General features: G+C 69.0%; 20 protein-coding genes and 1 pseudogene. 13 read left to right on the top strand and 8 right to left on the bottom strand.

Annotation, left to right across the window (positions count from 1 at the left end; translation table 11 throughout):
• The 3 genes from I4I78_RS13670 to I4I78_RS13660 all read left to right on the top strand — a co-directional run.
• Positions 1-463: acyl-CoA dehydrogenase family protein (locus I4I78_RS13670; protein ID WP_255567123.1), on the top strand; the 463-nt coding region annotated here is incomplete at its 5' end.
• 353 nt (positions 464-816) lie between these two features.
• The gene (locus tag I4I78_RS13665) at positions 817-1572 is read left to right on the top strand and encodes an SDR family NAD(P)-dependent oxidoreductase (protein WP_218611676.1); all 756 of its coding nucleotides are present in this window, start codon (positions 817-819) and stop codon (positions 1570-1572) included.
• A 102-nt stretch (positions 1573-1674) separates the two neighbouring features.
• Complete coding sequence (locus I4I78_RS13660; RefSeq protein WP_218611675.1) at positions 1675-2511, top strand: mycofactocin-coupled SDR family oxidoreductase; 837 nt, start codon at positions 1675-1677, stop codon at positions 2509-2511.
• 167 nt (positions 2512-2678) lie between these two features.
• Here I4I78_RS13660 and I4I78_RS13655 read toward each other — a convergent pair whose 3' ends face one another.
• The 4 genes from I4I78_RS13655 to I4I78_RS13640 are packed head-to-tail and all read right to left on the bottom strand — an operon-like array spanning position 2679 to position 6723.
• A complete protein-coding gene (locus I4I78_RS13655; protein WP_218611674.1) occupies positions 2679-3527 on the bottom strand; it encodes an alpha/beta fold hydrolase in 849 nt (282 codons plus the stop codon).
• Positions 3524-4246 (bottom strand): SDR family NAD(P)-dependent oxidoreductase, encoded by a 723-nt coding sequence (locus I4I78_RS13650; RefSeq protein WP_218611673.1) that lies wholly within the window; start codon positions 4244-4246, stop codon positions 3524-3526. Before I4I78_RS13650 ends, I4I78_RS13655 begins: the two co-directional genes overlap by 4 nt.
• Before the next feature lie 11 nt (positions 4247-4257).
• A complete protein-coding gene (locus I4I78_RS13645) occupies positions 4258-5472 on the bottom strand; it encodes an acyl-CoA dehydrogenase family protein (protein WP_218611672.1) in 1215 nt (404 codons plus the stop codon).
• A 45-nt stretch (positions 5473-5517) separates the two neighbouring features.
• Positions 5518-6723: an epoxide hydrolase family protein gene (locus I4I78_RS13640; protein ID WP_218611671.1), complete on the bottom strand. Its 1206-nt coding sequence runs from the start codon at positions 6721-6723 to the stop codon at positions 5518-5520.
• A gap of 706 nt (positions 6724-7429) precedes the next feature.
• On the opposite strand from I4I78_RS13640, the gene I4I78_RS13635 reads away from it, so the two are divergent.
• Positions 7430-7612 carry a hypothetical protein gene (locus tag I4I78_RS13635; RefSeq protein ID WP_218611670.1) on the top strand — a complete coding sequence of 61 codons (183 nt, stop codon included), beginning with the start codon at positions 7430-7432 and terminating at the stop codon, positions 7610-7612.
• A gap of 197 nt (positions 7613-7809) precedes the next feature.
• Here the strand turns inward: I4I78_RS13635 and I4I78_RS13630 are convergent, their stop codons facing one another.
• On the bottom strand, positions 7810-8289 hold the full coding sequence (locus I4I78_RS13630; RefSeq protein WP_218611669.1) for a MarR family winged helix-turn-helix transcriptional regulator: 480 nt from the start codon (positions 8287-8289) through the stop codon (positions 7810-7812).
• A gap of 217 nt (positions 8290-8506) precedes the next feature.
• The gene (locus I4I78_RS13625) at positions 8507-9643 is read right to left on the bottom strand and encodes an acyl-CoA dehydrogenase family protein (protein WP_218611668.1); all 1137 of its coding nucleotides are present in this window, start codon (positions 9641-9643) and stop codon (positions 8507-8509) included.
• A 474-nt stretch (positions 9644-10117) separates the two neighbouring features.
• On the opposite strand from I4I78_RS13625, the pseudogene I4I78_RS32825 reads away from it, so the two are divergent.
• The 3 genes and pseudogenes from I4I78_RS32825 (at position 10118) to I4I78_RS13605 (ending at position 12423) form a co-directional block, all read left to right on the top strand.
• Positions 10118-10864: pseudogene (locus I4I78_RS32825) on the top strand (SDR family NAD(P)-dependent oxidoreductase).
• A gap of 59 nt (positions 10865-10923) precedes the next feature.
• The gene (locus tag I4I78_RS13610) at positions 10924-12168 is read left to right on the top strand and encodes a cytochrome P450 (protein WP_218611666.1); all 1245 of its coding nucleotides are present in this window, start codon (positions 10924-10926) and stop codon (positions 12166-12168) included.
• A gap of 39 nt (positions 12169-12207) precedes the next feature.
• Positions 12208-12423, top strand: a complete 216-nt coding sequence (locus I4I78_RS13605; RefSeq protein ID WP_308252090.1) for a ferredoxin — start codon at positions 12208-12210, stop codon at positions 12421-12423.
• Between the two features lie 144 nt (positions 12424-12567).
• Here I4I78_RS13605 and I4I78_RS13600 read toward each other — a convergent pair whose 3' ends face one another.
• Together I4I78_RS13600 and I4I78_RS13595 are read right to left on the bottom strand one after the other, a co-directional pair.
• Positions 12568-13071: a flavin reductase family protein gene (locus I4I78_RS13600; RefSeq protein ID WP_218611665.1), complete on the bottom strand. Its 504-nt coding sequence runs from the start codon at positions 13069-13071 to the stop codon at positions 12568-12570.
• A complete protein-coding gene (locus I4I78_RS13595) occupies positions 13068-14366 on the bottom strand; it encodes a bifunctional 3,4-dihydroxy-2-butanone-4-phosphate synthase/GTP cyclohydrolase II (RefSeq protein ID WP_374225868.1) in 1299 nt (432 codons plus the stop codon). Before I4I78_RS13595 ends, I4I78_RS13600 begins: the two co-directional genes overlap by 4 nt.
• A 193-nt stretch (positions 14367-14559) precedes the next feature.
• On the opposite strand from I4I78_RS13595, the gene I4I78_RS13590 reads away from it, so the two are divergent.
• The 6 genes from I4I78_RS13590 to I4I78_RS13565 all read left to right on the top strand — a co-directional run bounded on the left by I4I78_RS13590 (position 14560) and on the right by I4I78_RS13565 (position 22094).
• Positions 14560-14844, top strand: a complete 285-nt coding sequence (locus tag I4I78_RS13590; RefSeq protein WP_226379646.1) for an SDR family oxidoreductase — start codon at positions 14560-14562, stop codon at positions 14842-14844.
• Between the two features lie 196 nt (positions 14845-15040).
• Positions 15041-15826 (top strand): nuclear transport factor 2 family protein, encoded by a 786-nt coding sequence (locus I4I78_RS13585; RefSeq protein ID WP_218611662.1) that lies wholly within the window; start codon positions 15041-15043, stop codon positions 15824-15826.
• Between the two features lie 36 nt (positions 15827-15862).
• Positions 15863-18646, top strand: coding sequence for a branched-chain amino acid ABC transporter permease/ATP-binding protein (locus I4I78_RS13580; RefSeq protein WP_218611661.1), 2784 nt, complete (start codon positions 15863-15865; stop codon positions 18644-18646).
• 1 nt (position 18647) lies between these two features.
• Positions 18648-19427, top strand: coding sequence for an ABC transporter ATP-binding protein (locus I4I78_RS13575; protein ID WP_218611660.1), 780 nt, complete (start codon positions 18648-18650; stop codon positions 19425-19427).
• 2 nt (positions 19428-19429) lie between these two features.
• Entirely contained in the window at positions 19430-20764 is a 1335-nt protein-coding gene (locus I4I78_RS13570; protein WP_218611659.1) for an LLM class flavin-dependent oxidoreductase, read from the top strand.
• A 94-nt stretch (positions 20765-20858) separates the two neighbouring features.
• The gene (locus I4I78_RS13565; RefSeq protein WP_218611658.1) at positions 20859-22094 is read left to right on the top strand and encodes an ABC transporter substrate-binding protein; all 1236 of its coding nucleotides are present in this window, start codon (positions 20859-20861) and stop codon (positions 22092-22094) included.
• Positions 22095-22149 lie beyond the last annotated feature (55 nt).

Here is a 22149-nt window from a genome sequence, read left to right as displayed (position 1 = left end):
CGACGGGCTTACCGCGGCCGATCTGCTCCCGCTCGTCGAGCGGTACACCCCGGGCGACGCCGGACTGCGGCGGGCGGTGGGCCTGCTGGTCGCCGAGGCATCGGCGATGAGCCTGCTCAACGTACGGGCGGTCGAGCGGGCCGTCATCGGTGCGGCCCAGTCCGTGGAGGGCAACATCTCCAAGTTGCTCTCCGCCGAGCACGCCCAGCGGGTTTCGGAGCTGGGTATACGGATCGCGGGAGTCTCCGGGGTGACCGGGGCGGATCCCGGACTCACATTCGAGTACTTGTTCCACCGTGCGCTGACGATCGCGGGAGGAACGTCCGAGGTGTCCCGGAACGTGATCGCGGGGGCGGTGATGATCAGCGACCGGATCTGGGTCCGGGCCTCGGCTCGGGCGGCGGCCTCGGCATCGACCGGGTCGGACTTGCCCTGCCGCTGCTTGACGAGAGCGGCGCCCTGACCGCGACTCGATCACCCGCTTGGTCGGAGCCGTGCTCGTCGCACAGCCGAACGGACGTCGTGCTGGGCATCGGATGCCGGGCATCGCCGCGGTTCAGAGCGTCGTGTCGCAGTGCGAGTATGTCCACATCGGGCTTCTGCATCGACTGCCGAGCGGTGGCCAGGTGAGAAGGAAGCGTCGGCCTGGTTCCGACGATCATGCCGCACGGGACCTCGTCGGCCGACCGGACGCTTCTTCCGCCGACAGCGGAAGCAAACATTTGTTTTGCTACTGTCACGTCTGCTGCTTGCTAGACCCGCGGCCACACTCCCACGCCGAAGCCGGGCCCGGCCCGGCCGTTTCCGGAGGACCCCATGCCTGCACGCGATCATGTCGCGCTCGTCACCGGCGCCGCCAACGGTATCGGCTTCGCCACCGCCTCGCTGCTCTGGGAGCGCGGGTGGGCGGTCGTCCTCGTCGATCTGGACGGACCGCTCGCGGAGATGCGACGCGCCTCGCTCGACCCCGCCGCGGAGGACTCGCTGGCCGTGGCGGCGGACGTCACCGACACCGCCGCGGTCGACGCCGCGGTCGACGCGGTGGCCAGGCGGTTCGGCCGGATCGATGCGCTGGTCAACAACGCCGGCCGCCCGGTCGCCGCACCGCTCGAGGGATTCGACGACGCGGCGTGGACCTCCGCCCTCGAGGTCAACCTCGGCAGCGTGATGCGGTGTTCGCGGGCCGCGCTCCCGCTGCTCCGCGGGTCCGAGGCCCCCTGCGTGGTCAACATGGCGTCGGCGGCAGCGGTGGTGGGGATGGCAGGGCGGTCCGGGTACGGAGCAGCCAAGGCCGGGGTTTCGTCGCTGACTCGTGTTCTCGCGGTGGAATGGGCGGGCGAAGGCATCCGCGTCAACGCGGTCGCGCCGGGGTATGTGCGCACCGCCGGGTTCGACGAGCGGATCGGCGTCGAGGAGGGTCGGACCTACGCGGGACGCGTACCGCTCGGCAGACTGTGCCACCCCGAGGAGGTCGCCTCGGTGATCGCCTTCCTCACTTCCCGCGACGCCTCCTACGTCACCGGACAGACCATCGTGATCGACGGTGGACTGACCGTCCGAGGGGAGGGCTGACCGTCCGGGACGGAGCCGCGGCGGAGCGTTGACACGCTTGCGGGCCGCCCATACGCTCATATAACAAACGATTGTTCACATGCTATGAGCTCGAGGAGTCCCATGGGCAAGCTGGACGGCAAGGTCGCCCTCATCACTGGTGCGGGGCGTGGGCAGGGTCGCGCGCACGCAGTGAAGCTGGCGGCCGAGGGCGCGGACATCATCGCGCTCGACATCTGCGCTCCGATCGCGAGCGTCCCCTACGAGCTGTCGAGCCGGGCCGACCTGGACGAGACCGCCAAGCTCGTGGAGCAGCTGGATCGCCGGGTCGTCGCCCGCCCCGCCGACGTGCGGGACAGGGCCGCGGTCACCGAGGCCGTGCAGGCCGGGGCGAGCGAGTTGGGCCGGCTCGACATCGTGGTCGCCAATGCCGGTATCTGGTCGGCGGCGCCGTTCGTCGACATGACCGACGAGATGTTCGACGACATGATCGACGTGCAGATGTATGGCCCCTACAACACCTGCCGGGCCGCCGTGCCGATCCTGCTGGAGCAGGGCACCGGTGGATCGATCGTCATCATCAGCTCGACGGCTGGGCTCCGGGGCTTCCCGAACCAGGTCCACTACAACATGGGCAAGCACGCCGTCGTGGGGCTGATGCGCACCCTGGCCAACGAGTTGGCGCCACACTTCATCCGAGCCAACACGATCCACCCGAGCTCGACCAATACGAAGATGATCCAGAACGAGGCCATCTGGAGCGCCTTCGCTCCCGGTGTCGAAAACCCCACCGTCGACGACTTCGGCGCCACGTTCACGGCGATGAACCTGCTGCCGATCCCGTGGATGGAGCCGGAAGACATCTCCGACGCGGTCGCCTGGCTCGCATCCGATGAGTCGAGGTACGTGACCGGGGTCACGCTTCCGGTCGACGCGGGCTTCATGGCCAAGTACAACTGAGCGCGGACCGGGCCGACCGGCTCCCGGAGACGTCGTAGACGACGGGGCCGGCCTCGGTCACCGACGATCCCGATGTCACGCCTGTCCATCTCGGCTCCTCGGTCGCTGCGCAGCAGCAATGAGCAGTTGCCGACGTATCGCCGGAGTCATGTCGGCAATCGTCGGGCTCAGGCTCTCGCGAGGAACGGTTCGACGACCGCGAGGAAGGCCTCCGGCTGTTCCTCCGGTATCCAGTGTCCTGACTCCCGGACGAGCGCGAACGACGCGTCCCGGCTGATCTGCGGGCCCATGGCCTCCAGTAGCGGCCCGCTGTTGCTGCGCTCGCCGGCCACGACCAGCACCGGCACGCGCAGCGGGGTGCCCAGCAGCTCTGCGTTGACCTCGGCATCGTGCGGGAGGGCCCGGTAGGCCTCGAACGCCGCACGCATTCCGCCCGGAGCGGCGTAGGTGCGGAGGTAGACGTCGAGCTCGGGCATGACCAGGTGCGGGTGGTGGGCTCGCAGTTCGAAGAACTGCGCCAGGTACTGCCGCTCCCGACCGGCGACCAGCATCTCCGCCACGTCCCGCGCCCCGTGGAACGCGATGTGCCACACCCGGGGGTCGGTCCGCAGCCCGTCCCACGCCCTCGTCCCCGGCACCGGCGCGTCCACCAGGCAGAGTGCGCGGACCCGGTCCGGGAAATGGGCGGCGACGGAGTAGGCGACGAAGGCGCCCATGTCGTGCCCAACGACCCGCAGCCGCGCACCCGGCACGAGATGGTCGGCGAGCTCCACCACGTCGGCGGCCATCGTTGCCTTGTCGTACCCGTCGACCGGCCGCGCGGAGTCACCCGCACCCCGGTAGTCCGGCGCGATCACCGTGTAGCGCTCGGCCAGGACCGGGAGCACGTGACGCCACTCGTACCAGGTCTGCGGGAAGCCGTGCAGCAGGAGCAATGGCTCCCCCGCTCCCGCACTCACGTAGTGCAACCGGGTGCCGTTCACGTCCGCCTTGCCGTGTCGGAGGTCCACGCTCATCCGGTCCGAGCTCCCCCGTTGACGTTGAGGAACACTCCGGTCACGTAGTCCGAGTCCGGGCCGGCCAGGTACAGCGCGGCTCCGGCCACGTCCCCCGGGAGGCCGCCTGCCCCGCCCCGGCCGTGCGGCCGCAGCGGGATGTCGGCCGTGAAGGACTCCATCTGCGCATCGGTGAACGAATCGTGGATCTCTGTGCGGATGAATCCGGGGCAGATCGCGTTCACACAGATGCCGTCCACTCCGAGGTTGTGCGACAGGGACGCGGTCAGGCCCAACAATCCGGCCTTCGAGGCCGCGTAGGCCGGGTGTGTGCTCGGCCGTCCGTGCAGCGCTGCGATCGACGCGACGTTCACGATCTTGCCGTGACCAGCCGCCCGCATGTCGGGCAAGCACGCACGGGCGCACCAGAAGGCGCCGTCGACGTTGGTCCGCATGATGCGCTGCCAGCTGGAGTCGGTCACCTCCCACGGCGGGCACGCTTCGGCTACGCCGGTGTTGTTGACGAGGATCGCGACCGGACCCAACCGTTCCCGGACGCGGGTGGCCGCCTCCTCGACGGCGGCCGGGTCCGACACATCGACCTGGTCCGCGAGCGCGACCCCGTCCGCCTCGCCCAGGTCCCAGACCGCCACCGCCGCACCCTCGGCGGTGAACCGCTCCGCGATCGCCCGCCCCAGCCCGCGCGCGCCGCCGGTGACGACGGCGACCCGACCCTCCAACAGGCCCGTCGTCAACCGAGCAGACCCAGCTCGTAGCGGCCGAAGTAGTCGTAGAGCTGGTTGGTGGTGAAGGAGTGCAGATAGCCTGCTCGGGCGTCCCGGTAGAGCCGCTCGAGCACGTGGCCGCGGCGGAACGACGAGCCGCCGACCAGCCGGAAGGCCTCGTCGGTGACGCTCATCGCGGCCTCGGTGGTGGCGACCTTGACGGTGTCCCACCGGGGCTTGCGCTCGGCCGCCTCCCACTCCTCGTACCCGCCGTCGATGGCGATCTGCCCGGTCGCGTCGAGGACCCGTCCGGCGATCTCGATCTGGGTTCGCATCCGGCCCAGTGCGTGCTGCACGTAGCCGACCTGCTTGATGTCGGTGTCCTGGCCACCCATGGTCGCGCCGAGATGCTTGACCCGAAGGATCTCGCGGGCCTCCTCGTAGGCCTTGTCGGCCAGTCCGAGGTAAACGCCGCTGAAGCCCATGGCGGCCCATTCGGCCTCGCCAATCAGGCCCTGCCGGAAGTTGCCGCCGTGCATCTGCCGCGTGACCGGCGTGCCGTCGAGCACAAGGGTGTGGCTCCCGGTAGCGCGCATACCCATGGTGTCCCAGGTGTGGTCCACGGAGACGTTCGGCGAGTCGGTCGGGATGATGAACACGGCTTCGCGCTTGGCGTGCTCACGGAAGTCGTCCGGCACGCTGCCGTCGGGGTCGGTGATCGTCGCGTTCAGGGCGATCAGGTCGGAGCCGAGGACCAGTGTGGACCAGTTCTTCTTTCCGGTGATCCGCCAGCCGTCGCCGTCGGGCACGGCGATGGTGTCGGCGAGACCCGACAGTCCTGCGCGGGCCTCGCTGAAGGGTCCGCAGAGGATCTTCCGATCGCGCGCGACCGCGGTCATGATCGACCCTCGGACGTCCTCGTCGAGCGCGGGGGTGTTGCGGAAGATCCCGACCATCGCCTGGTGCATGTTGTAGGCCAGCGCGATGGCAGGGTCGCCCTTGGCCAGTACCCGGGCCACCTGGGCGGCGGTCTGAATGTCCGCCCCGAGCCCGCCGTAGCGTTTCGGCACGGCCATGGCGGTGACGGCGCTGTGCTTGTACGGCTCCACGGTCTCGGTCGGGAACCGGTTCTCGGCGTCGCACTCGGCACCGAGCGCCGCCCACGTCTTGGCCAGCTGCGCGGCCTGGTCAAGGAGATCCGCCTTCTCGTCGGGCGTGATCTCCGAGGTGTGCTTGTTCATCGAGTTTCCTTTCGCGGGGGAGGGCTCAGAGCGGAGGTCACGCGGTCAACGGAGGCTACGGAAGAACTCGCGCAACTCGGTGACGACGAGCTCGGGCTGTTCGGCGGGCGGGTAGTGCCCGCCTGTCGGCATGACGGTCCAGCGCTGCAGGTTCACGGCCTCGGCGGCGACCTTGCGGGGCAGGAGCAGCAGTTCCTTGGGGAACACGGCGAACGCCGTGGGCACCTCGATGGTCGGACGGCGCTCGTGCCGGGGCGGCGGGGGCGCGCCGTTGTCGTAGTGCTCGTGGTAGATCCGCATCGACGACCCGATCGACCCGGTGAACCAGTAGATCGAGGCGGTCGTGCAGAGGAAGTCCCGGTCGAAGAGGGCGAAGAACTCCTCGTCCGAGCCGTCCCCGGTCTTCCAGTCCCCCCAGTCCCGCCGCCGGCCCAGGATCCATCCCGCCAGCCCCGCGGGCGAGTCCGTCAGGGCGTAGGCGATGGTCTGCGGCTCCGTCCGGTGCACCGTGGAGTGGCTCATGATCGTCGGGCGAGCCCTGGCGGCCTGCTCGACCATCCACTTCTCATCCGGGTCGAAGTCCGCCTCGGTCACGTCCCACAACCGCACACCCGGGACGTTCGGCAGGGTGAGCCAGGCCCCGATGACGTTCTCGGGGAAACCGTGGGCGATCTCGCCGCTCGTGGTCGAGCCCCAGTCCCCGCCGCCGACCGCGTAGCGCTCGTAGCCCAGCACGTCGTGCATCAGCGTGTGCCAGTACTCCGCGATCTTGCGGGCGCCGAACCCGGTGTCGGTCAACGGGGTCGAGAACCCGAACCCCGGCATCGAGGGTACGACGACGTCGAACGAGTCGGCCGGGTCGCCGCCGTAGGCCGCCGGATCGGTCAGCGGCCCGATCACCTTGCGCCAGTCCCAGAACGTCCACGGCCAGCCGTGCGACAGGATGATCGGGACCGGGTCCGGGCCCGTCCCCCGCACGTGCACGAAGTGGATCGGCGTCCCGTCGATGTCCACCCGGTACTGGGGGAACTGGTTGATCAGCTCCTCCTGCGCCCGCCAGTCGAAGTCCTCCGCCCAGTACCGCACGAGATCCTGCAGCCAGGACATCCGTACCCCGTAGCCGCCGTCGGCGTTGCCGGCGTCTCCCGGCCAGCGAGCGTTGCGCAGCCGAGCACGCAGGTCCTCCAGGTCGGCGTCCGGAATCGAGACGGTGAACGGTTCGGGCTCGGTCAATAACCTTCGACCAGCCATCGTGCATCTCCTCCGTACGAGATCGGCAGTGCGACGACTATACAAACAACTGATTGTTCAAGCTACCCGGTCTGACGTTCTGGCCCGGCGTGATCGACACCGGACGGCGTGGTCCGGTGTCGAAGCGCTGATCGGGCGTGGCGGGCACGGTTCCTCCGTGGTCTCCCGGTGTCGCCGATCCACAGGCCGGTCTGTGTGCTCGGTCCAAGAAGCGGGCGGGGCGTTCACCCGGGGACGGCGTGCGCGCGTGCCCGGGTGACCGCGTCGGCGAGGACCTGGGCCCAGGGCGCATGCGCGGACATGCACAGCAGGATGAGCCCGCCGGTGTGGGTCACGCGTGGCTGAGCACGTGCACGAAGTATGCAGGCATCCTCATGCCGAGGTAGGGCCACCGGCCGAGAAGGCTTCTCCAGCTCGCCCCCGAGATGCTCTCGACCAGCTGGCCCGGTCCTAGTCGTTCGTGTCGGAGGAGCTCCGGGAGAAGCCCGACCGTCTGCGAGACCTGCGGATTTGTACCGCTCGATTGTCGGTCAGTTCACGCTGCTGTCCGTCATGAGGTCGTCTCCGTGTCGCCACGGGTGCCAAGCCTGGGCACCCTGATCGTCGGCTGTTGCAGGATCACGCTTGCGGCCCGCCATGTCTCGCGACGTTGTTGCCGTGTGGCTGAACTCGTTGGCGGGCATTCGCTTCCGTCCGTGGGACAGGGATGGCAGTCGAATCGGCGACGTTGTTCGATCCCGTCGACGAGCCGGCCGATCGGCCGGCGGATGCCGAGCTCGCCCACGAAGTACCGGGTCAGCGACGCGGACAGGACTCATTGATCTTTCGAGCGCTCGGCCGCGAACTCCTCAGCGGCGGGCTGGTCGTCGAAGACCGAGAAGCCCACTGAGGAGGAGCGCGATAAAGCCATCGAGCGGACGCTCAAGAATTCCCCGAGCTGATCGACTACTTATTCGCATAAGGAAAGAACGTAGCGACGAGGGGCTGGCGAGAACATGTAAAAGGTATCACGATACCGGACAGCAGGGTGCCCGTCCCCGCCGGCGTCGCACCGGGGACCGCCTCCAGTGTCAACTCGACAATCCGTCAGTCAATATGATCGAGCCGCTCCAGGATCATTCCGGCGGTAGTCTCGAAATCGTCCAATCGGCCGCGGACGGGCTCCAGTAGCTCGGCGAGCAATGGGACGATCTGGTCCACGACACGATCCGTCATCGTGATGCCGCGCGGTGTCAGCCGCACCACCACGGACCGGCGGTCCGACCCGTGAGGCTCCCGTGTCAGATAGCCGTCGCGTTCCATCCGGTCGAGGCGCCGCGTCATCGCGCCGGTGGTGAGGAACATCAGATGGCTCAGTTCGGTCGGAGTGCGCTCGTACGGCTTTCCGGCCCGTCTGAGGTGCCCCAGCGTCTCGTAGTCGCCGCCGCGGATCCCGAGCTGGTCGAACGTCGGCTCCAGGACGAGGCTCAACCGGCGTTCCAGCTCGACGGCCGAGGCGAAGAACCGGTACGCCCAGGTGTCCAATTCCGGACGCTCGGCGGCCCAGTCCCGGATCAGGGTGGTCACCGTGTTCTCGCCCGTGCGAACGGGACGAGCTTCGCCCTCTCTGCTCGCCATGCGCTCCTCATCCGGTCTTTCGCGTCGGGCGGTGAACGCCGGGCCCACCCACGACGGCGTCCGTAGGTCCGATCACCGCACACTACCCGCGCCGGCCCGGGGGCCTTCTTCACGAGGGCACTCTCCGCCGGTCGGTCGGGATCTCACCGTCAACGAGGAACCGCCGCTACAGGCCCATCTGCTTGGCGATGATGCTGCGCTGGATCTCGGAGGTCCCGCCGCCGACCATCGCGTGCTTCGCCTCGCGGAAGTAGCGCTCCATGTCGTACTCGGGTAGCTGGGCGTAGCCGCCAAGGGCTTGCATCCCGTCGAAAGAGCACCGGTACGCGACGTCGGCGGCGTACACCTTGGCCATCGAGACGTCCTTGAGCGCCTTCTCTCCCCGGGCAAGCTTGGTGGCCGCGCTGTAGACCAGGAGACGGGCTGCGTTCACCTCGGTCTCCCGCTCTGCCATCCGGTGCTTGAGCACCTGGAAGGACGACAGCGGGCGGCCGAACTGCTCGCGAGCCTTCGTGTACTCGACAGTGTCGTCGAGGGCGGTGCGGGCGTTGCCGACGTAGGTGGAGGCCAGGCTCAGCCGCTCCCACTCGAGGTGTTGCCCGACATAAGCCCATCCCTTACCGGCCTCGCCGATGATGTTGGTCTGCGGGACTCGGGCGTCGGTCAGGAAGATCTCGGTTGTGCCGAGACTGCGACGGACGATGGTGTCCAGCTTGCGGATGTCGACGCCGGGGGCGTCGTTGGGGACCAAGATCATGCTGATTCCGCCGTGCTTGTCCGCACTGGTGCGGGCCATCAGGTTGATCACGGTCCCGGGCAGGTGCGCGCCCGAGCAGAACACCTTGTTCCCGTTCAGGACCCACTCGTCGCCGTCGAGCACGGCCTTGGTCGCGAGAGCCGCCGCGTCCGAACCTGCGTCCGGCTCGGAGATCGAGATCGCGAACTTGATCTCGCCGGAGAGGAACCCGGGCAGGTAGGCGTCCTTCTGTTCCCGGGTGCCGTTGTGGGCGATGTTCGTCGCGGTGAACATCGAGGTCATGATCGCCGCGGCGAAGTCGAGGCTGTGCTTCGCGATCACCTCGCAGAAGATCGCGTACATCACCGCGTCGGCCTCGAGGCCGCCCTCCGCCTCCGGGACCAGCAACCCGAGCCAGCCGCGGTCGGCGAACTTCTGGTAGGCCTCGTTCGGGAAGATTCGGGACGCGTCGTGCTCCCGGATGTACTCGCGGCCGACCTCCTTCTCCATGAACGTGTTCAGCGTGTCGAACCACATCTGCTGCTCGTCGGTGAACCTGAAATCCACGGTGGTCTCCTCGTCGAGATGGCATGCCGGCGCGGTCGCCGCCCGTACGCAGTAGCTGCACAGCAAGTAGCTGCGTTTACAGCAACATACCGAGCAGCTACTGCGCATGCAACAGGTTGAGGGCAGGTCCGGCGCCGGCGAGGAGGTGGGGCGTGCTGCAGGGCTGTTCGGTACCTCCGGCAGTCGGACTGTCGGCACCGCGCAGACTGCACAAATACTTGTTCGTTCAACTCTCCGGCCTCGGTTCACCGGCGGTGCGGCGGCCTGGATCAGGTCGCGATGTGCGTGGAAAGTTGACGTGAGCTGCGCGAACATCCTTCGCGCAAGTCTCCGTGGGCCGTCCGGACGAGGGCGTTGACCGGGAATATGAAGGACCGCGACTCTGTTAACAACTGATTGTTTTATCTTGCCGTGCCGAGGTCGGCGTAGATCTCCACCGTTCGCGTCCACCGGGCCTCAGGTGAACGATCACAGATGGGAGTGCCGCCCATGACCGGACGGCTCGATGGCAAGGTCGCGATCGTGACCGGCGCGGGATCCGGGATCGGCGCCGCGTCCGCGCGACGGTTCCACGAGGAAGGTGCCAAGGTCGTCCTCGCCGACGTCTCCGGCGTCCAGAAGACGATCGCCGACGAGCTCGGTAGCGGCGCTCTGTCGGTCGACACGGACGTCACCAGCGGCGAGAGCGTCAAGGCGATGATCGCCGCCACGGTGAACTACTTCGGCCGCGTCGACGTGCTGTACAACAACGCCGGAATCGACGGTGAGGTCGTGCCCATCGGCGAGATGTCGTAACAGGCGTGGGACCAGGTCCAGGCGGTCAACCTGCGTGGTGTCTTCCTCGGTGTTCACTACGCGATCCCCGAGATGCTGAAGGTCGGTGGCGGATCGATCATCAACACGGCGTCGATGGCCGCGACCGTTGCCTTCCCGGCGATGGCGAGCTACTGCGCGGCCAAGGGTGGCGTCGTCATGCTGACCAAGACGGCGGCCGCCGAGTACGCCGACAAAGGCGTCCGCGTCAACTCGATCAGCCCTGGCACCATTCAGACGGCGATCACCGACAGCCTTCCCCAGGACATGATCAACGACCGCAACCCGGTCGGCCGGATCGCAGACCCGAGCGAGGTCGCCAGCCTGGCCACCTTCCTGGCGAGCGACGAATCATCTTTCATCACCGGCGCCGATCACCTCATCGACGGCGGCTACACCACTATCTGACGCAGTTCGTTCTTCTCTCACCGTGCCCGGAACTGACAACCAACGGAGGTTGCCCCGTAATGGCATTCAAGGCGCAGGAGACCGAGTACACACAGCCGACCCAGGCCGACGTCGACGAGTCGATCCGCAAGTACGGCCGGGACATCTACAATGACTTCGACCTGGATGCCCCGGTCTTCAACGACCAGCACTTCGAGATCCTCGACGACCTGGTGGAGAAGTGCCCGGTCGTGCACAGCACGGTCGGCAAGGGCTACTACCTGGTCTCCCAGAACACACTGGTTCGCGAGGTGGGTCAGAACTGGCGCACCTTCTCGGCCGCCGGCGGATACATGCCGAACCGGCCGGACGGGTTGCCATTCCTGTACCCCGAGGAGTCCGACCCGCCGGTGCACACCTCGTGGCGCCAGGAGCTCAACCCCTTCATGGGCCCCAAGGTCATCAAGGGCTACGAGGAACAGATCCGCGAGGACGCGAATATCCTCATCGACGCCATTATCGACAAGGGCAAATGCGAGTTCGTGAGCGAGTTCGCGGCGGTCCTTCCCGGGTGGGCCTTTTTCAAGAACGTGCTCGGCGTCCCGGTCGAGGACCTCGACAAGCTCGTCGACGGTGTGGAGTCGGGTACATTCTCGCCCGACCTGGACGAGCGCGGGCGAAAGATGGGCTTCGTCTTCCAGTACCTCGGCGACTACCTCAAGAAACGGTCGGAGGAACCGCCCCGCGGCGACATGGTCGACATGATCGCCGAAGGGGTCACCTACGAGGACGGCAGCAAATCGCCCTGGGAGCACCGAGTCTCGGTCCTGGTCGACATGACCTTCGGTGGCATCGCCACCACGACCTATGTGATGGCGTCGGCCATCAACTGGCTCGCCGAGAACCCGGAGCAGCGCAAGCTCCTGGTCGACGATCCGGAGACCTACATGCCGCGGGCGATCGAGGAGTTCGCCCGCGTCTTCGCCCCGGTGGTCGCCCTCGGGCGCACCTGCACCAGGGATGTGGAGCTCGGGGGCCGCCAGCTCAAGGAGGGCGACTTCGTCATGATGGTCTACGCGGGCGCGTCGCGTGACCCGCGCGTGGTCGACGAGGCCAAGACGATCGACATCACGCGCGAGACCGTCCTGCACTCGGCGTTCGGGGTCGGGATCCACCGCTGCATCGGCTCGAACCTCGCCCGGCTCGAGCTGCGGGCGACGTTCGAGGAACTCCTGAGGCGGATCCCGGAGTTCCACGTGGTGGAGCCGCCCACCCACGTGAGTGGGTTCCTGCGCTCGATGCGGACGCTCAAGATCGCCTGGTGAGCCGTTCGTCAGGGCTGACAGGCGGGTGAGGAGCAGGGTGTGAAGGTCCACATCGAGGTAGGCGTGGACGGCGGACAGCAGGGGTGCACCGGCCACGGTCGGTGCGCCATGATGGCCGGCGAGTTCTACGAGGTCGACGACGACGGCTACGCCATTCACCGCGGCGAGACGGTCGACGTCCCGGCCGGTCTGGAGGACGCGGCACGATACGGAGCCGGCGTGTGCCCCGAACGCGTCATCCAGATCGAGGAGTAGGCGAGAGTTCGTGCGGGTGAGCCGGTCGGCGAAATGCCGAACGGCTCACCCGTTCGGCGTGCGTGCGGATCACCGCCCCGCTGCTCGATCGAGGGGAGCACCTACCGGTGTCGGCGCGGGCCGGCGTGACGCGATGCCTCCCTGTTAGGTCTGTCCACCCGGCAGGGCATGGAACTTCCGGCGGAAGTAGATCGCCGGAAGTTCTTCCGTCACGGTCGTGCTCTCCACCCGGCCGACGAGGATCGTGTGGTCACCGCCCTCGTGGCGCGCGTAAGGGGCGCAGTCGAGGGCCACACAGGCCCGGTCGAGCAGCGGGAGGCCATGCTCGTCGGCACGGAACCCGCCGCCGGTGAACTTGTCCGCGCCCCGGGTGGCGAAACGACCCGCGAGATCGGCGTGGTCCGGGTGGACGATGTGCACGATCCACCGCTCCGCCTCGGCGAACACGGGATGACACTCCGCGGTGTCGGCGAGACAGACGAGGACGAGCGCCGGATCCATCGAGACCGAGCAGAACGACGTGGCGGTGAAGCCCCACCACCGTCCGTCCGGCGCCGTGGTCGTCACGATGGTCACCCCGCTGGGGAACGACGCCATCGCCTGTTTGAAGAGGGTCTTCTGGTCCGGTCCGGTCCCGTTGGTGGTCATGAGACCTCGCTCTCCCCGAGTGCGTGCTGCATGCGCGTGCGCTTGGTCATCAGGTAGGTGAGGTTGTCCGCGTTCGGCTCCACGATCAGCGGGACACGACCGGCGATCTCGACATCGTGCCCGGTCAGCCCGCGGTACTTCGCCGGGTTGTTCGTCATCAGACTGATGCGGACGACCCCCAGGTCGCCGAGAATCTGGGCGCCGATGCCGTAGTCGCGGTTGTCGACGGGCAGGCCCTGTGCCAAGTTCGCGTCGACCGTGTCCAGGCCGGCGTCCTGCAGGGTGTAGGCCCGCAGCTTGTGAGCGAGACCGATGCCCCGACCCTCGTGGCCCCGCAGGTAGACGACGACGCCGCGGCCGGCCTGGCCGATCGCGGCCATCGCCCGGTCGAGCTGCTCCCCGCAGTCGCATCGTCGGGAGCCGAAGACGTCACCCGTCAGGCACTCCGAGTGGACCCGGACGAGCACGACGTCGTCCCGGTCGCTGGTGCCGCGCTGGTGGACGTCGCCGAGTACCAGGGCCACGTGCTCGGTGCCGTCCACCGAGCGATAGCAGACCGCGGTGAACTCGCCGTGGTCGGACGGGACCCGGCCGGTGGCGGTCCGCTCGACGAGGGACTCGCGGTCGCGCCGGTAGCGGACGATATCGCCCACGGACAGGGCGACCAGATCGTGGTCCTCGGCGAACCGCCGCAGGCCGGGCCTGCGAGCCATGGTGCCGTCGTCGTTGGTGATCTCGCCCAGGACACCGACCTGCTCGAGGCCCGCGAGTCGGCAGAGGTCCACCGTGCTCTCGGTGTGCCCTGCACGGTGCAGCACCCCGCCCGGCCGCGCGATCAGGGGGAAGACGTGTCCCGGCCGGGAGAGGTGCTCCGGGCGGGTGGCGGGATCGGCCAAGGCGCGCACCGTGAGCATCCGGTCGTGGCCGGAAACCCCCGTCGACGTGCCGGCCTTGAGGTCGACCGACACGGTGAAGGCGGTGCCTCGGGGGTCGTCACTGTCCGGAACCATGAGGGGTAGGTGGAGCTCCTCGGCGCGGTCCTGGGTGATCGCCACACACAGCAGGCCGCTCGTGTGCCGGATCATGAAGCCCATGGACTCGGCCGTGGCCAGTTCGGCGGCCATGATCAGGTCGCCCTCGTTCTCGCGGTCCTCGTCGTCGACCACGAGGACCATCTCGCCCCGGCGCAAGGCCTCCAGAGCGGTCTCGACGCGCGAGTGCTCCGCGTCGGCGGTGCCGTTGTGTGCACTGCCGGTAGTCGGGCCCGACGGACTGTCGACGGCCATCTCCGCCACCTCCAAACAACTGTTTGTTCACAGGTTACAGGAGGTCGTGACGTGAGGCAACAGTCACGCGGTGTCCGGGTGCTCGTCACCGTGGATATCGCGCTCGACCGGCGTCCGTAGCCGATGTGATCGACGCGATGGAGGGTGCGTTCCGTGTGCCGGGCCGGCGCGGCGAGCATGAACAAGTCGTTGTTCGCCACCAATGCGGTGCTGCTGCGGGAGCGCGGTTTGGCGGTGGTCCCCGGGCGGCGACACCCTGCTGCGGCGCTCGTGCTCGGCGAGCGTGGTCGAGATGGCGTCGGCCGCGGCGGCGGTCGGCATGGCCGGGCGGGCGGGGTGCGGCGCGGCGAAAGCGGGTGTCTCGTCGCGGACCAGGGTGCTCGCCGTGGAGTGGGCCGCGGAGGGCATCAGGGTGAACGCGGTCGCGCCCGGTTACGTGCGTACGGCGGGGTCCGACGAGAGGATCGGGGTGAAAGCGTGGTCGTGAGTACGCAGCGAGGGTGCCCGTGGCGCGGCTCTGCCCGCCGGTCGAGGTGGCCCCGGTGATCGCGTACCTGGTTCCGGCGACGCCGCCTATACGACCGGGCAGACGCTGGCGGTCGATGGTGGTCTCACCGTTCGTGGCGAAGGGTGAGCGCTCGCCGCGCGGAGGGCGGTAGCATAAACAACTGATTGTTCGCTACGTGGGCGGCAAGGCCGGACCAGTTGCGTGCCACGCGACCGGGGGCGACATTGCCACCGGTGACAGTTGTGGGCGGCGGGTGTCGAACGGAGGTCGTCCGTGGCCCTTGACAGTCCCGAGACTCCGCCTCAGGATAAAACAAACCATTGTTCGGTGGCTGCGGTCCATCGGGCAGTACCCCGACGAGGTGGTGTGCATGACTCCGGAAGAACTCGAGCGAGCGGTGGTCGAACTCCGCGACCGTCAGGCGATCCACGACTGCCTGATGACGTACTCGCGCGCGATCGACCGGCTGGACCGCGAGCTGCTCCTGTCCGTCTACCACCCCGACGCGATCGACGACCACGGCGTGTTCGTGGGCTCCGCCGAGGAGTTCGCGGACTGGGCGATCGACATGCACACGAAGACACACCTGTCCCACCAGCACTGTGTGTTCAACTGCACGGTCGACCTCCGGGGCGATGTCGCCCACACCGAGAGCTACTACATGTTCGTCGGGATGAACCGCGCGGGCGAGCCGCTGGCGATGAGCGGCGGCCGCTACGTGGACCGGCTCGAGAAGCGCGACGGCCGGTGGGCCATCGCCGCGCGGGTCTGCGTGCGTGACTGGGCGCCCCTCGACGAGATCCCCGCGTCGCTCGACGCCTCCGCCATGACCGTCGTGAAGGACCTCGATGACCGAACAGTCCAGCTCATGCGATCGGGAGCCCAGCCGAGGCGCGACCGGTCCGACGTCTCCTACCGGCGGCCCCTCACCGTGGATCCGACTCGTGTACCGCCTCGGTAGCGCGCGCCGTCGCGCGGGCGGGGACGAGCCGCCACGATGACCACCGTCCTGCAGTTCGCCATCCTCGGTCTGGGGATCGGCACCGCGTACACGCTGCTCGCGCAGGGTCTCCTGCTCATCTACCGGGGCTCCGGGGTCATCAACTTCGCGCACGGGGCCGTGGCCATGCTCGCCGCGTACCTCTACTGGCAGTTCCGGGTCGGCTGGGGCTGGGACGTCGTCCCGGCGGCTGCCGTGACCGTGCTGGTCGGCGCCGGCCTCGGCCTCGCGATCTACCACCTGGTGATGCGCCCGCTCGGGCGCGCCTCGGCACTGGCCCGCGTCATCTGCACACTCGGGCTGTTCATGCTGTTGCAGGGCGTGGCCCTGCTCATCTGGGGACCGTTTCCGCGGACGCTCGACTCGGATCTCCCGACGTCGCTGCTGACCGTGGGCGGCGTCCAGATCGGTACGGACAAGGTCGTGCTGCTGCTGATCGCGGTCGTTCTCACGGCGGTCCTGTGGTCGGTCTCGCGGTGGACGGCGGTCGGTCTCGCCATCCGCGCCAATGCCGAGAACCCCCGCGCGGCGGCCACCCTGGGCTGGTCGCCGCATCTGCTGGGCGGACTGACCTGGGGGCTCGGCTGGGGTCTGGCCGCGGTGGCGGGCATCCTGATCGCCCCACTCGTGGGAGTCACCGTCGACGCGATGCCGCTGCTCGTCATTCCCGTCCTCGCCGCGGCGCTGATCGGCCGGCTCTCGTCGTTCTGGCTCACGCTCGCGGGCGCAATGGTGATCGGGGTGCTGCAGTCCCTGGTCGGCCGATACGTCGACTTCGTGCCCGGCGCGATGCAGGCTGTGCCGTTCCTCGTCATCCTCGCCGTCCTCGTCCTGCGCAGGCAGGGTGTGCCGTCCCGCACCTCGGGGGCCCAGAACCTGCCCGCGCTGGGCACCGGCCGGATCCGGTGGGTCTGGGTGGCCGGACTCGTCGTTGTGGGCGCCCTCATGCTGGCCGTCGGGCTCGAGGAGTCCCTGGTGATCGCGCTCGGCGTAACGCTGAGCTGGGGCATCGTGCTGCTGTCCGTCGTCGCGCTGCTCGGGTACACGGGCCAGCTCTCGCTGGCGCAGTTCGCCCTCGGCGGGGTGGCCGCCCTGGTCGCGGGCCGGCTCGTCGCCGACCTCGGGCTTCCGTTCCTGCTCGCCGTCGTGCTGGCGTCCGTGGCGGTCCTCGCCGTCGGGCTGCTCTTCGCGCTGCCCGCGCTGCGTACCCGCGGCATCGACCTCGCGATAGTCACGCTGGGCCTCGGGGCCACGGTGGCCTCCCTGGTCTTCACCAACGGCGCTCTCACCGGCGGGTTCGACGGCACCCCTGTCGGTGCCCAGTCGCTGTTCGGCATCGACTTCGACACCATCTTCTACCCGCGCCGCTGGGCCCTGCTGATCCTGGTGGCGTTCACCGTCTGCGCGATCGTCGTGGCGAACGTCCGGCGGGGGAGCAGCGGTCGGCGGATGATCGCCGTCCGCACGAACGAGCGGGCAGCCGCCGCGCTGGGAATCGACGTCCTGCGCGTCAAGCTCTTCGCCTTCGGCTTCGCGGCGGTGATCGCCGGGATAGGCGGGATCCTCGTGGCCTTCCGCAACCCGACCATCCTCTACAGCGAGTTCGATCCGTTCCAGTCGATCCTCGCGGTCGGGTACGGGTTCATCGGGGGCATCGGCTTCCTCGGGGGCGGTGTCCTCGGCGGCACGCTGGTCACCGGCGGGTTCGGGACCTGGCTGATCCACCAGTTCGCCCCTGACGCCTCCCCGGCCTGGCTGTCCACCATCGCCGGGCTCGTGGTCGTGCTGTTCGCGCTGCTGCACCCCGACGGAATCGCCGGGGCGCAGGTGCACCAGTTCCAGCAGCTCGTCGCCCGCTTCGGTCGCGGTCGGGCCCGCGCCGCCGTCCCGGACGCCGACGAGCCGCCCGAGGCAGACCGCCCGAAGCCGGAGATCACGCCCGCGGTGCTCGACGTCACCGACGTCGTCGTGCGCTTCGGCGGGGTCACCGCCGTCTCCGGGGCCGCGCTGCGCGTAGAGCCCGGACGGATCGTCGGGCTGATCGGCCCGAACGGGGCCGGCAAGACCACCATGATCGACGCCGTGACCGGCTTCGTCCGGCCGGCCACCGGGAAGATCATGCTGGCAGGCGAGGACGTCACCGGTTGGCCGGTGCACCGCCGGACCCGCGCCGGGCTCAGCCGGTCCTTCCAGGCCCTCGAGCTCTTCGAGAGCAGCACGGTGCGGGAGAACCTCGCGGTGGCCTCCGACCCCGCCGGGACGGCGACCTACCTCACCGACCTCGTGGCGCCGCGGCGCAACCCGCTGACGCCTGCCGCGCTCGCGGCGGTGCGGGAGCTCGGTCTCGGGGACTGCCTCGATGTCACCGTCGCCTCGCTGCCCTACGGTCGTCGGCGCCTCGTCGCCATCGCTCGTGCGATGGCGGGCGGGCCCTCCGTCCTCCTGCTCGACGAACCCGCCGCGGGCCTCGACTCGGCCGAGACCGCCGAGCTCGCCCGGGCGCTGCGCCGTCTCGTCGACAGCTGGACGATCGGAGTGCTGGTGGTGGAGCACGACATGCCCTTCGTCATGAGCTTGTGCGACGAGATCGTCGTGCTCAACTTCGGCCACCAGATCGCTCGCGGGACACCGAACGAGGTGCGCGCCGACGCCGATGTCCTCGCCGCCTACCTGGGCGAGGAGCACCTGGACGGCGCCGGTAACACAGCTGAGGACGGGGGTCCGACCGACCGGACGCCCGCGCCGCCCCGGCTCCCGGCTACCGCGGGAGAGGAACGCTGAGATGAGAACCGACACGTCAGCGAGCGTCCCGGCGGCCTCGACCGCGCCTCCGGCGCTCGAGGTACACGAACTGAGCGTCGGCTACGGGGGCCGTCCGGTCGTCACCGGGGTCGAGCTGACCGTCCTCCCGGGTGAGGTCGCGCTGCTGCTCGGCCCCAACGGCGCGGGCAAGACCACCACGCTGCTCGGCCTCGCCGGCGAGCTGGCCCCGCTGGCGGGTGCGGTTCGACTGGCCGGGGCGCCCGCACCCGCGGGGCTGCACCGCAGGGCCCGCGCGGGGGTCGCCTTCGTCACCGAGGAGCGCTCGGTGTTCATGGAGCTGACGGTCGAGGAGAACCTGCGGGTCGGACGGAGCGACATCGCACGGGTCGTGACCCTGTTCCCGGAGGTCGAGCGGCTGCTCGACCGGCGCTGCGGGCTCCTCTCCGGAGGTGAGCAGCAGATGGTGACCCTCGGCCGAGCTCTGGCGCGCTCACCGAAGGTGCTCCTGGTCGACGAGCTCTCATTGGGGCTCGCGCCGCTGGTCGTCGCACGGTTGCTCACCGCCGTACGGGACGCGGCCGACCGCGGGACCGCGGTCGTCCTGGTCGAGCAGCACGTCGACCGGGCGATGCGCGTGGCCGACCACGTCCTCGTGCTCGAGCGGGGCCGTGTGGCCCTGAGCGGGCCGACAGCGGACGTGGCCGGTCGAGTGAAGGACATCGAGGCGTCGTACCTCGCGGGCGGGGGCCCACATGCCCCCGGCGGCGAGCAGGCGGCAGCGACGACGAGAACGGAGTAGACATGGCACGACGAGAGGGCCCCGCCGTCTGGGCGCTGTTCCTGTGGCCGGGCGGCCACCACCACGGCGCCTGGCGGATCCCGGACAGCTCCGGGCACGACCTGATGAACTTCGAGAACTACAAGCGCATGGCCCAGGAGGCCGAGCGGGCGAAGCTCGACATCGTCTTCCTGGGCGACCGGCTCGACGCGTGGCCGCTTCCCAACGAGTTCCTGGCGAAGACCGCGCGCGGGGCCCGTCTCGAGACGATCACCACGATCGCCGCGCTGGCCGCGGTCACCGAGAAGATCGGCCTGGTCGCGACGGCGTCGACGACGTTCTCCGAGCCGTTCAACCTCGCACGCATGATCGGCGGCCTGGATCACATCTCGCACGGCAGGGCCGGCTGGAACGTCGTCACCAGCTACACCGACGACCAGGCCCAGAACTACGGTCTCGACCACATCCCGGCACGCCCCGAGCGGTACGCGAGGGCCCAGGAGTTCCTCGACGTCGTCAGGGGCCTGTGGGACACCTTCGAGGACGACGCGGTGTTCCGGGACAAGGAGGCCGGCCAGTTCTTCGACGCGGACAAGTTCCACAAGCTCGACCACAAGGGTGAGCACTTCCAGGTCGCCGGGCCGCTGAACATGGAGCGCCCCCCGCAGGGCTACCCCGTGATCTGCCAGGCCGGTGCGTCCGCGGACGGGATCGCCTTCGCCGCCAGGAACGGTGAGGTGCTGTTCTCGGTCAACTCGAGTGTCGAGCGGGCCCGCGAGTACTACAAGAAGATCAAGGACGGCACCGTCGCCGCGGGGCGCGACCCCGACAGCATCAAGGTGCTCGCCTCGATCAACCCGGTGATCGGCCGGACCGAGGCGGAGGCCGAGGAGAAGTACGAGCAGATGCAGACCCTGCTCGACGACGACGTCTCGCGGCACTTCGCCGAGATGTACTTCGGCATCGAGCTGGCCAAGTACGACCTGGACGCGCCGGTGCCGGAGATCGAGCTCCCGGAGGTCGGCCGCGGCATGCCGCGCGCGCACCAGGAGTACATGCTCACCCGCGCCCGGGACCAGGGCCTGACCATGCGGGAGATGGTGCAGGGCTTCAACGGCACCAACATCTACCCGAAGTCGGCCGAGGCGGCTGCCGACGAGTTCGAGGAGTGGTACGAGACCGAGGCCTGCGACGGCTTCATCCTCCAGATCTCCGACGTCCCCGAGGGGGTATCGGACTTCTGCGAGCACGTGGTGCCGATCCTGCGCAAGCGCGGGCTCGTCCGTGAGGACTACGTGGGCACCACGATGCGGGAGAACCTCGGCCTGGCGTTCCCGAAGAACCGCTACGCGGAGTAGTACCCCGGCGGCTACCGGGGCGGGCACCCGCCCCGGTTGTCGTCGGACGCACTTGCAGGGTCGGGATCGCGCAGTTGCCCATAGTGGAGGAACAATGGTGTTCGGTACTCGCTCGCGCGTCGGCGCGCTGGCGGCCACGGGCGTCGCGGCGGCTGTGGTGCTGTCCGGCTGCGCCGGCGTTGAGTCCGCAGGCGGCGGAGGCGACACCCTCAAGCTCGGGGTCATCACCGCCGTCGGGTCGAGCCTGACCAACTACCCCGATGTCGAGGCGGGCGCCCGAGCGGCGGTCGACGCCGTCAACAAGGCGGGCGGAGTCAACGGCAAGCAGGTCGAGTTCTTCTTCTGCAACACCCGCGGCGAGGTCAACCAGGCCGTGGCGTGCGCGCGGCAGGCCGACCAGGAGGGCGTCGACGCTGTCGTCGGCCGTGTCGACGTGTACAGCACGCAGACGCTGCCGGTGTTGGAGAAGGCCAAGATCCCCGACATCGGCAACGTGTCGGCCGGGGCCGAGGTCGACTACACCAGCCCGAACACCTTCCCCCTGCACGCAGGCAACTTCGGTGCCTACGGCGCGATTCCCTATGCGCACAAGGCGGACGGTGGCAAGAAGTACGTCTTCGCCTCGATCGACCTGCCCATCGGCATCCGGCAGGGCGAGTACGCGGAGAAGGTCGCCAGGAACGTCGGCCTCGAGACCGCGCCGATGATCAAGATCCCGGCCCAGGGCGTGACCGACTACGCCCCGTACGCCCAGCAGATCAAGGACTCGGGCGCGGACGCCGCGACCGTCGCCCTCGGTCCGGCGGGTTTCCAGGCCTTTGTCAAGGCCGCCGACTCCGTCGGGCTCACCGCGCGGCTGTCCGGGACCGCGTTCACGTTCGGCCAGTCCGAGGGCGCCGGTATCGGTGCGCTGGCGAACCGGATGTACGTGACGGCGCCGTTCCCGTCGACGGACGACAAAGCGGTGCCGGGCATCGCGAAATATCACGAGGAGCTCGACGCGGCCGGCGCCGAGGACACCCCGGCGACGCGCAGGCTCGCGGGCCTCAACGCCTGGCTGTCGGCGCACGCGGCGCTGCAGGTCGCCGGGACGGTCCAGGGGGGCGTGACCCGTGACTCGATGACCGCGGCGCTGCAGAGGACCTCGGGTATGGACCTCTACGGGCTGGTGACCTTCAGCCCGACCGAGCTGGCCGGTCAGCAGGGCACCTTCGCCCGGTTCCCGAAGTCGGACTACCACGCCCTGACCGTCGACTCGCCGATCATGAAGGACGCCGGCCTGGCTCCGATTCCCGATCCGCTGCAGACGGTCCGCGGCGGCGAGGGCTGACCGCACCGGAAACCGTAGAGGAGTCGACGTGTCCGCAGCCCACCCGTTCGGCACA

Origin of the sequence: Pseudonocardia sp. KRD291, from assembly GCF_019263595.1 — a bacterium.
Classification (GTDB): domain Bacteria; phylum Actinomycetota; class Actinomycetes; order Mycobacteriales; family Pseudonocardiaceae; genus Pseudonocardia.
Note: the sequence above shows the minus strand (reverse complement) of the source record. Positions and strands in the feature narration are given on the sequence as shown.

What these genes read in the sequence shown, in the direction of transcription:
- I4I78_RS13665 (WP_218611676.1), top strand. Translation starts at nt 817, where the DNA reads ATGCCTGCACGCGATCATGTCGCGCTCGTCACCGGCGCCGCCAACGGT.
- I4I78_RS13660 (WP_218611675.1), top strand. Translation starts at nt 1,675, where the DNA reads ATGGGCAAGCTGGACGGCAAGGTCGCCCTCATCACTGGTGCGGGGCGT.
- I4I78_RS13655 (WP_218611674.1), bottom strand. Translation starts at nt 3,527, where the DNA reads ATGAGCGTGGACCTCCGACACGGCAAGGCGGACGTGAACGGCACCCGG.
- I4I78_RS13645 (WP_218611672.1), bottom strand. Translation starts at nt 5,472, where the DNA reads ATGAACAAGCACACCTCGGAGATCACGCCCGACGAGAAGGCGGATCTC.
- I4I78_RS13640 (WP_218611671.1), bottom strand. Translation starts at nt 6,723, where the DNA reads ATGGCTGGTCGAAGGTTATTGACCGAGCCCGAACCGTTCACCGTCTCG.
- I4I78_RS13635 (WP_218611670.1), top strand. Translation starts at nt 7,430, where the DNA reads ATGGCAGTCGAATCGGCGACGTTGTTCGATCCCGTCGACGAGCCGGCC.
- I4I78_RS13610 (WP_218611666.1), top strand. Translation starts at nt 10,924, where the DNA reads ATGGCATTCAAGGCGCAGGAGACCGAGTACACACAGCCGACCCAGGCC.
- I4I78_RS13600 (WP_218611665.1), bottom strand. Translation starts at nt 13,071, where the DNA reads ATGACCACCAACGGGACCGGACCGGACCAGAAGACCCTCTTCAAACAG.
- I4I78_RS13590 (WP_226379646.1), top strand. Translation starts at nt 14,560, where the DNA reads ATGCGGTGCTGCTGCGGGAGCGCGGTTTGGCGGTGGTCCCCGGGCGGC.
- I4I78_RS13580 (WP_218611661.1), top strand. Translation starts at nt 15,863, where the DNA reads ATGACCACCGTCCTGCAGTTCGCCATCCTCGGTCTGGGGATCGGCACC.
- I4I78_RS13575 (WP_218611660.1), top strand. Translation starts at nt 18,648, where the DNA reads ATGAGAACCGACACGTCAGCGAGCGTCCCGGCGGCCTCGACCGCGCCT.
- I4I78_RS13570 (WP_218611659.1), top strand. Translation starts at nt 19,430, where the DNA reads ATGGCACGACGAGAGGGCCCCGCCGTCTGGGCGCTGTTCCTGTGGCCG.
- I4I78_RS13565 (WP_218611658.1), top strand. Translation starts at nt 20,859, where the DNA reads ATGGTGTTCGGTACTCGCTCGCGCGTCGGCGCGCTGGCGGCCACGGGC.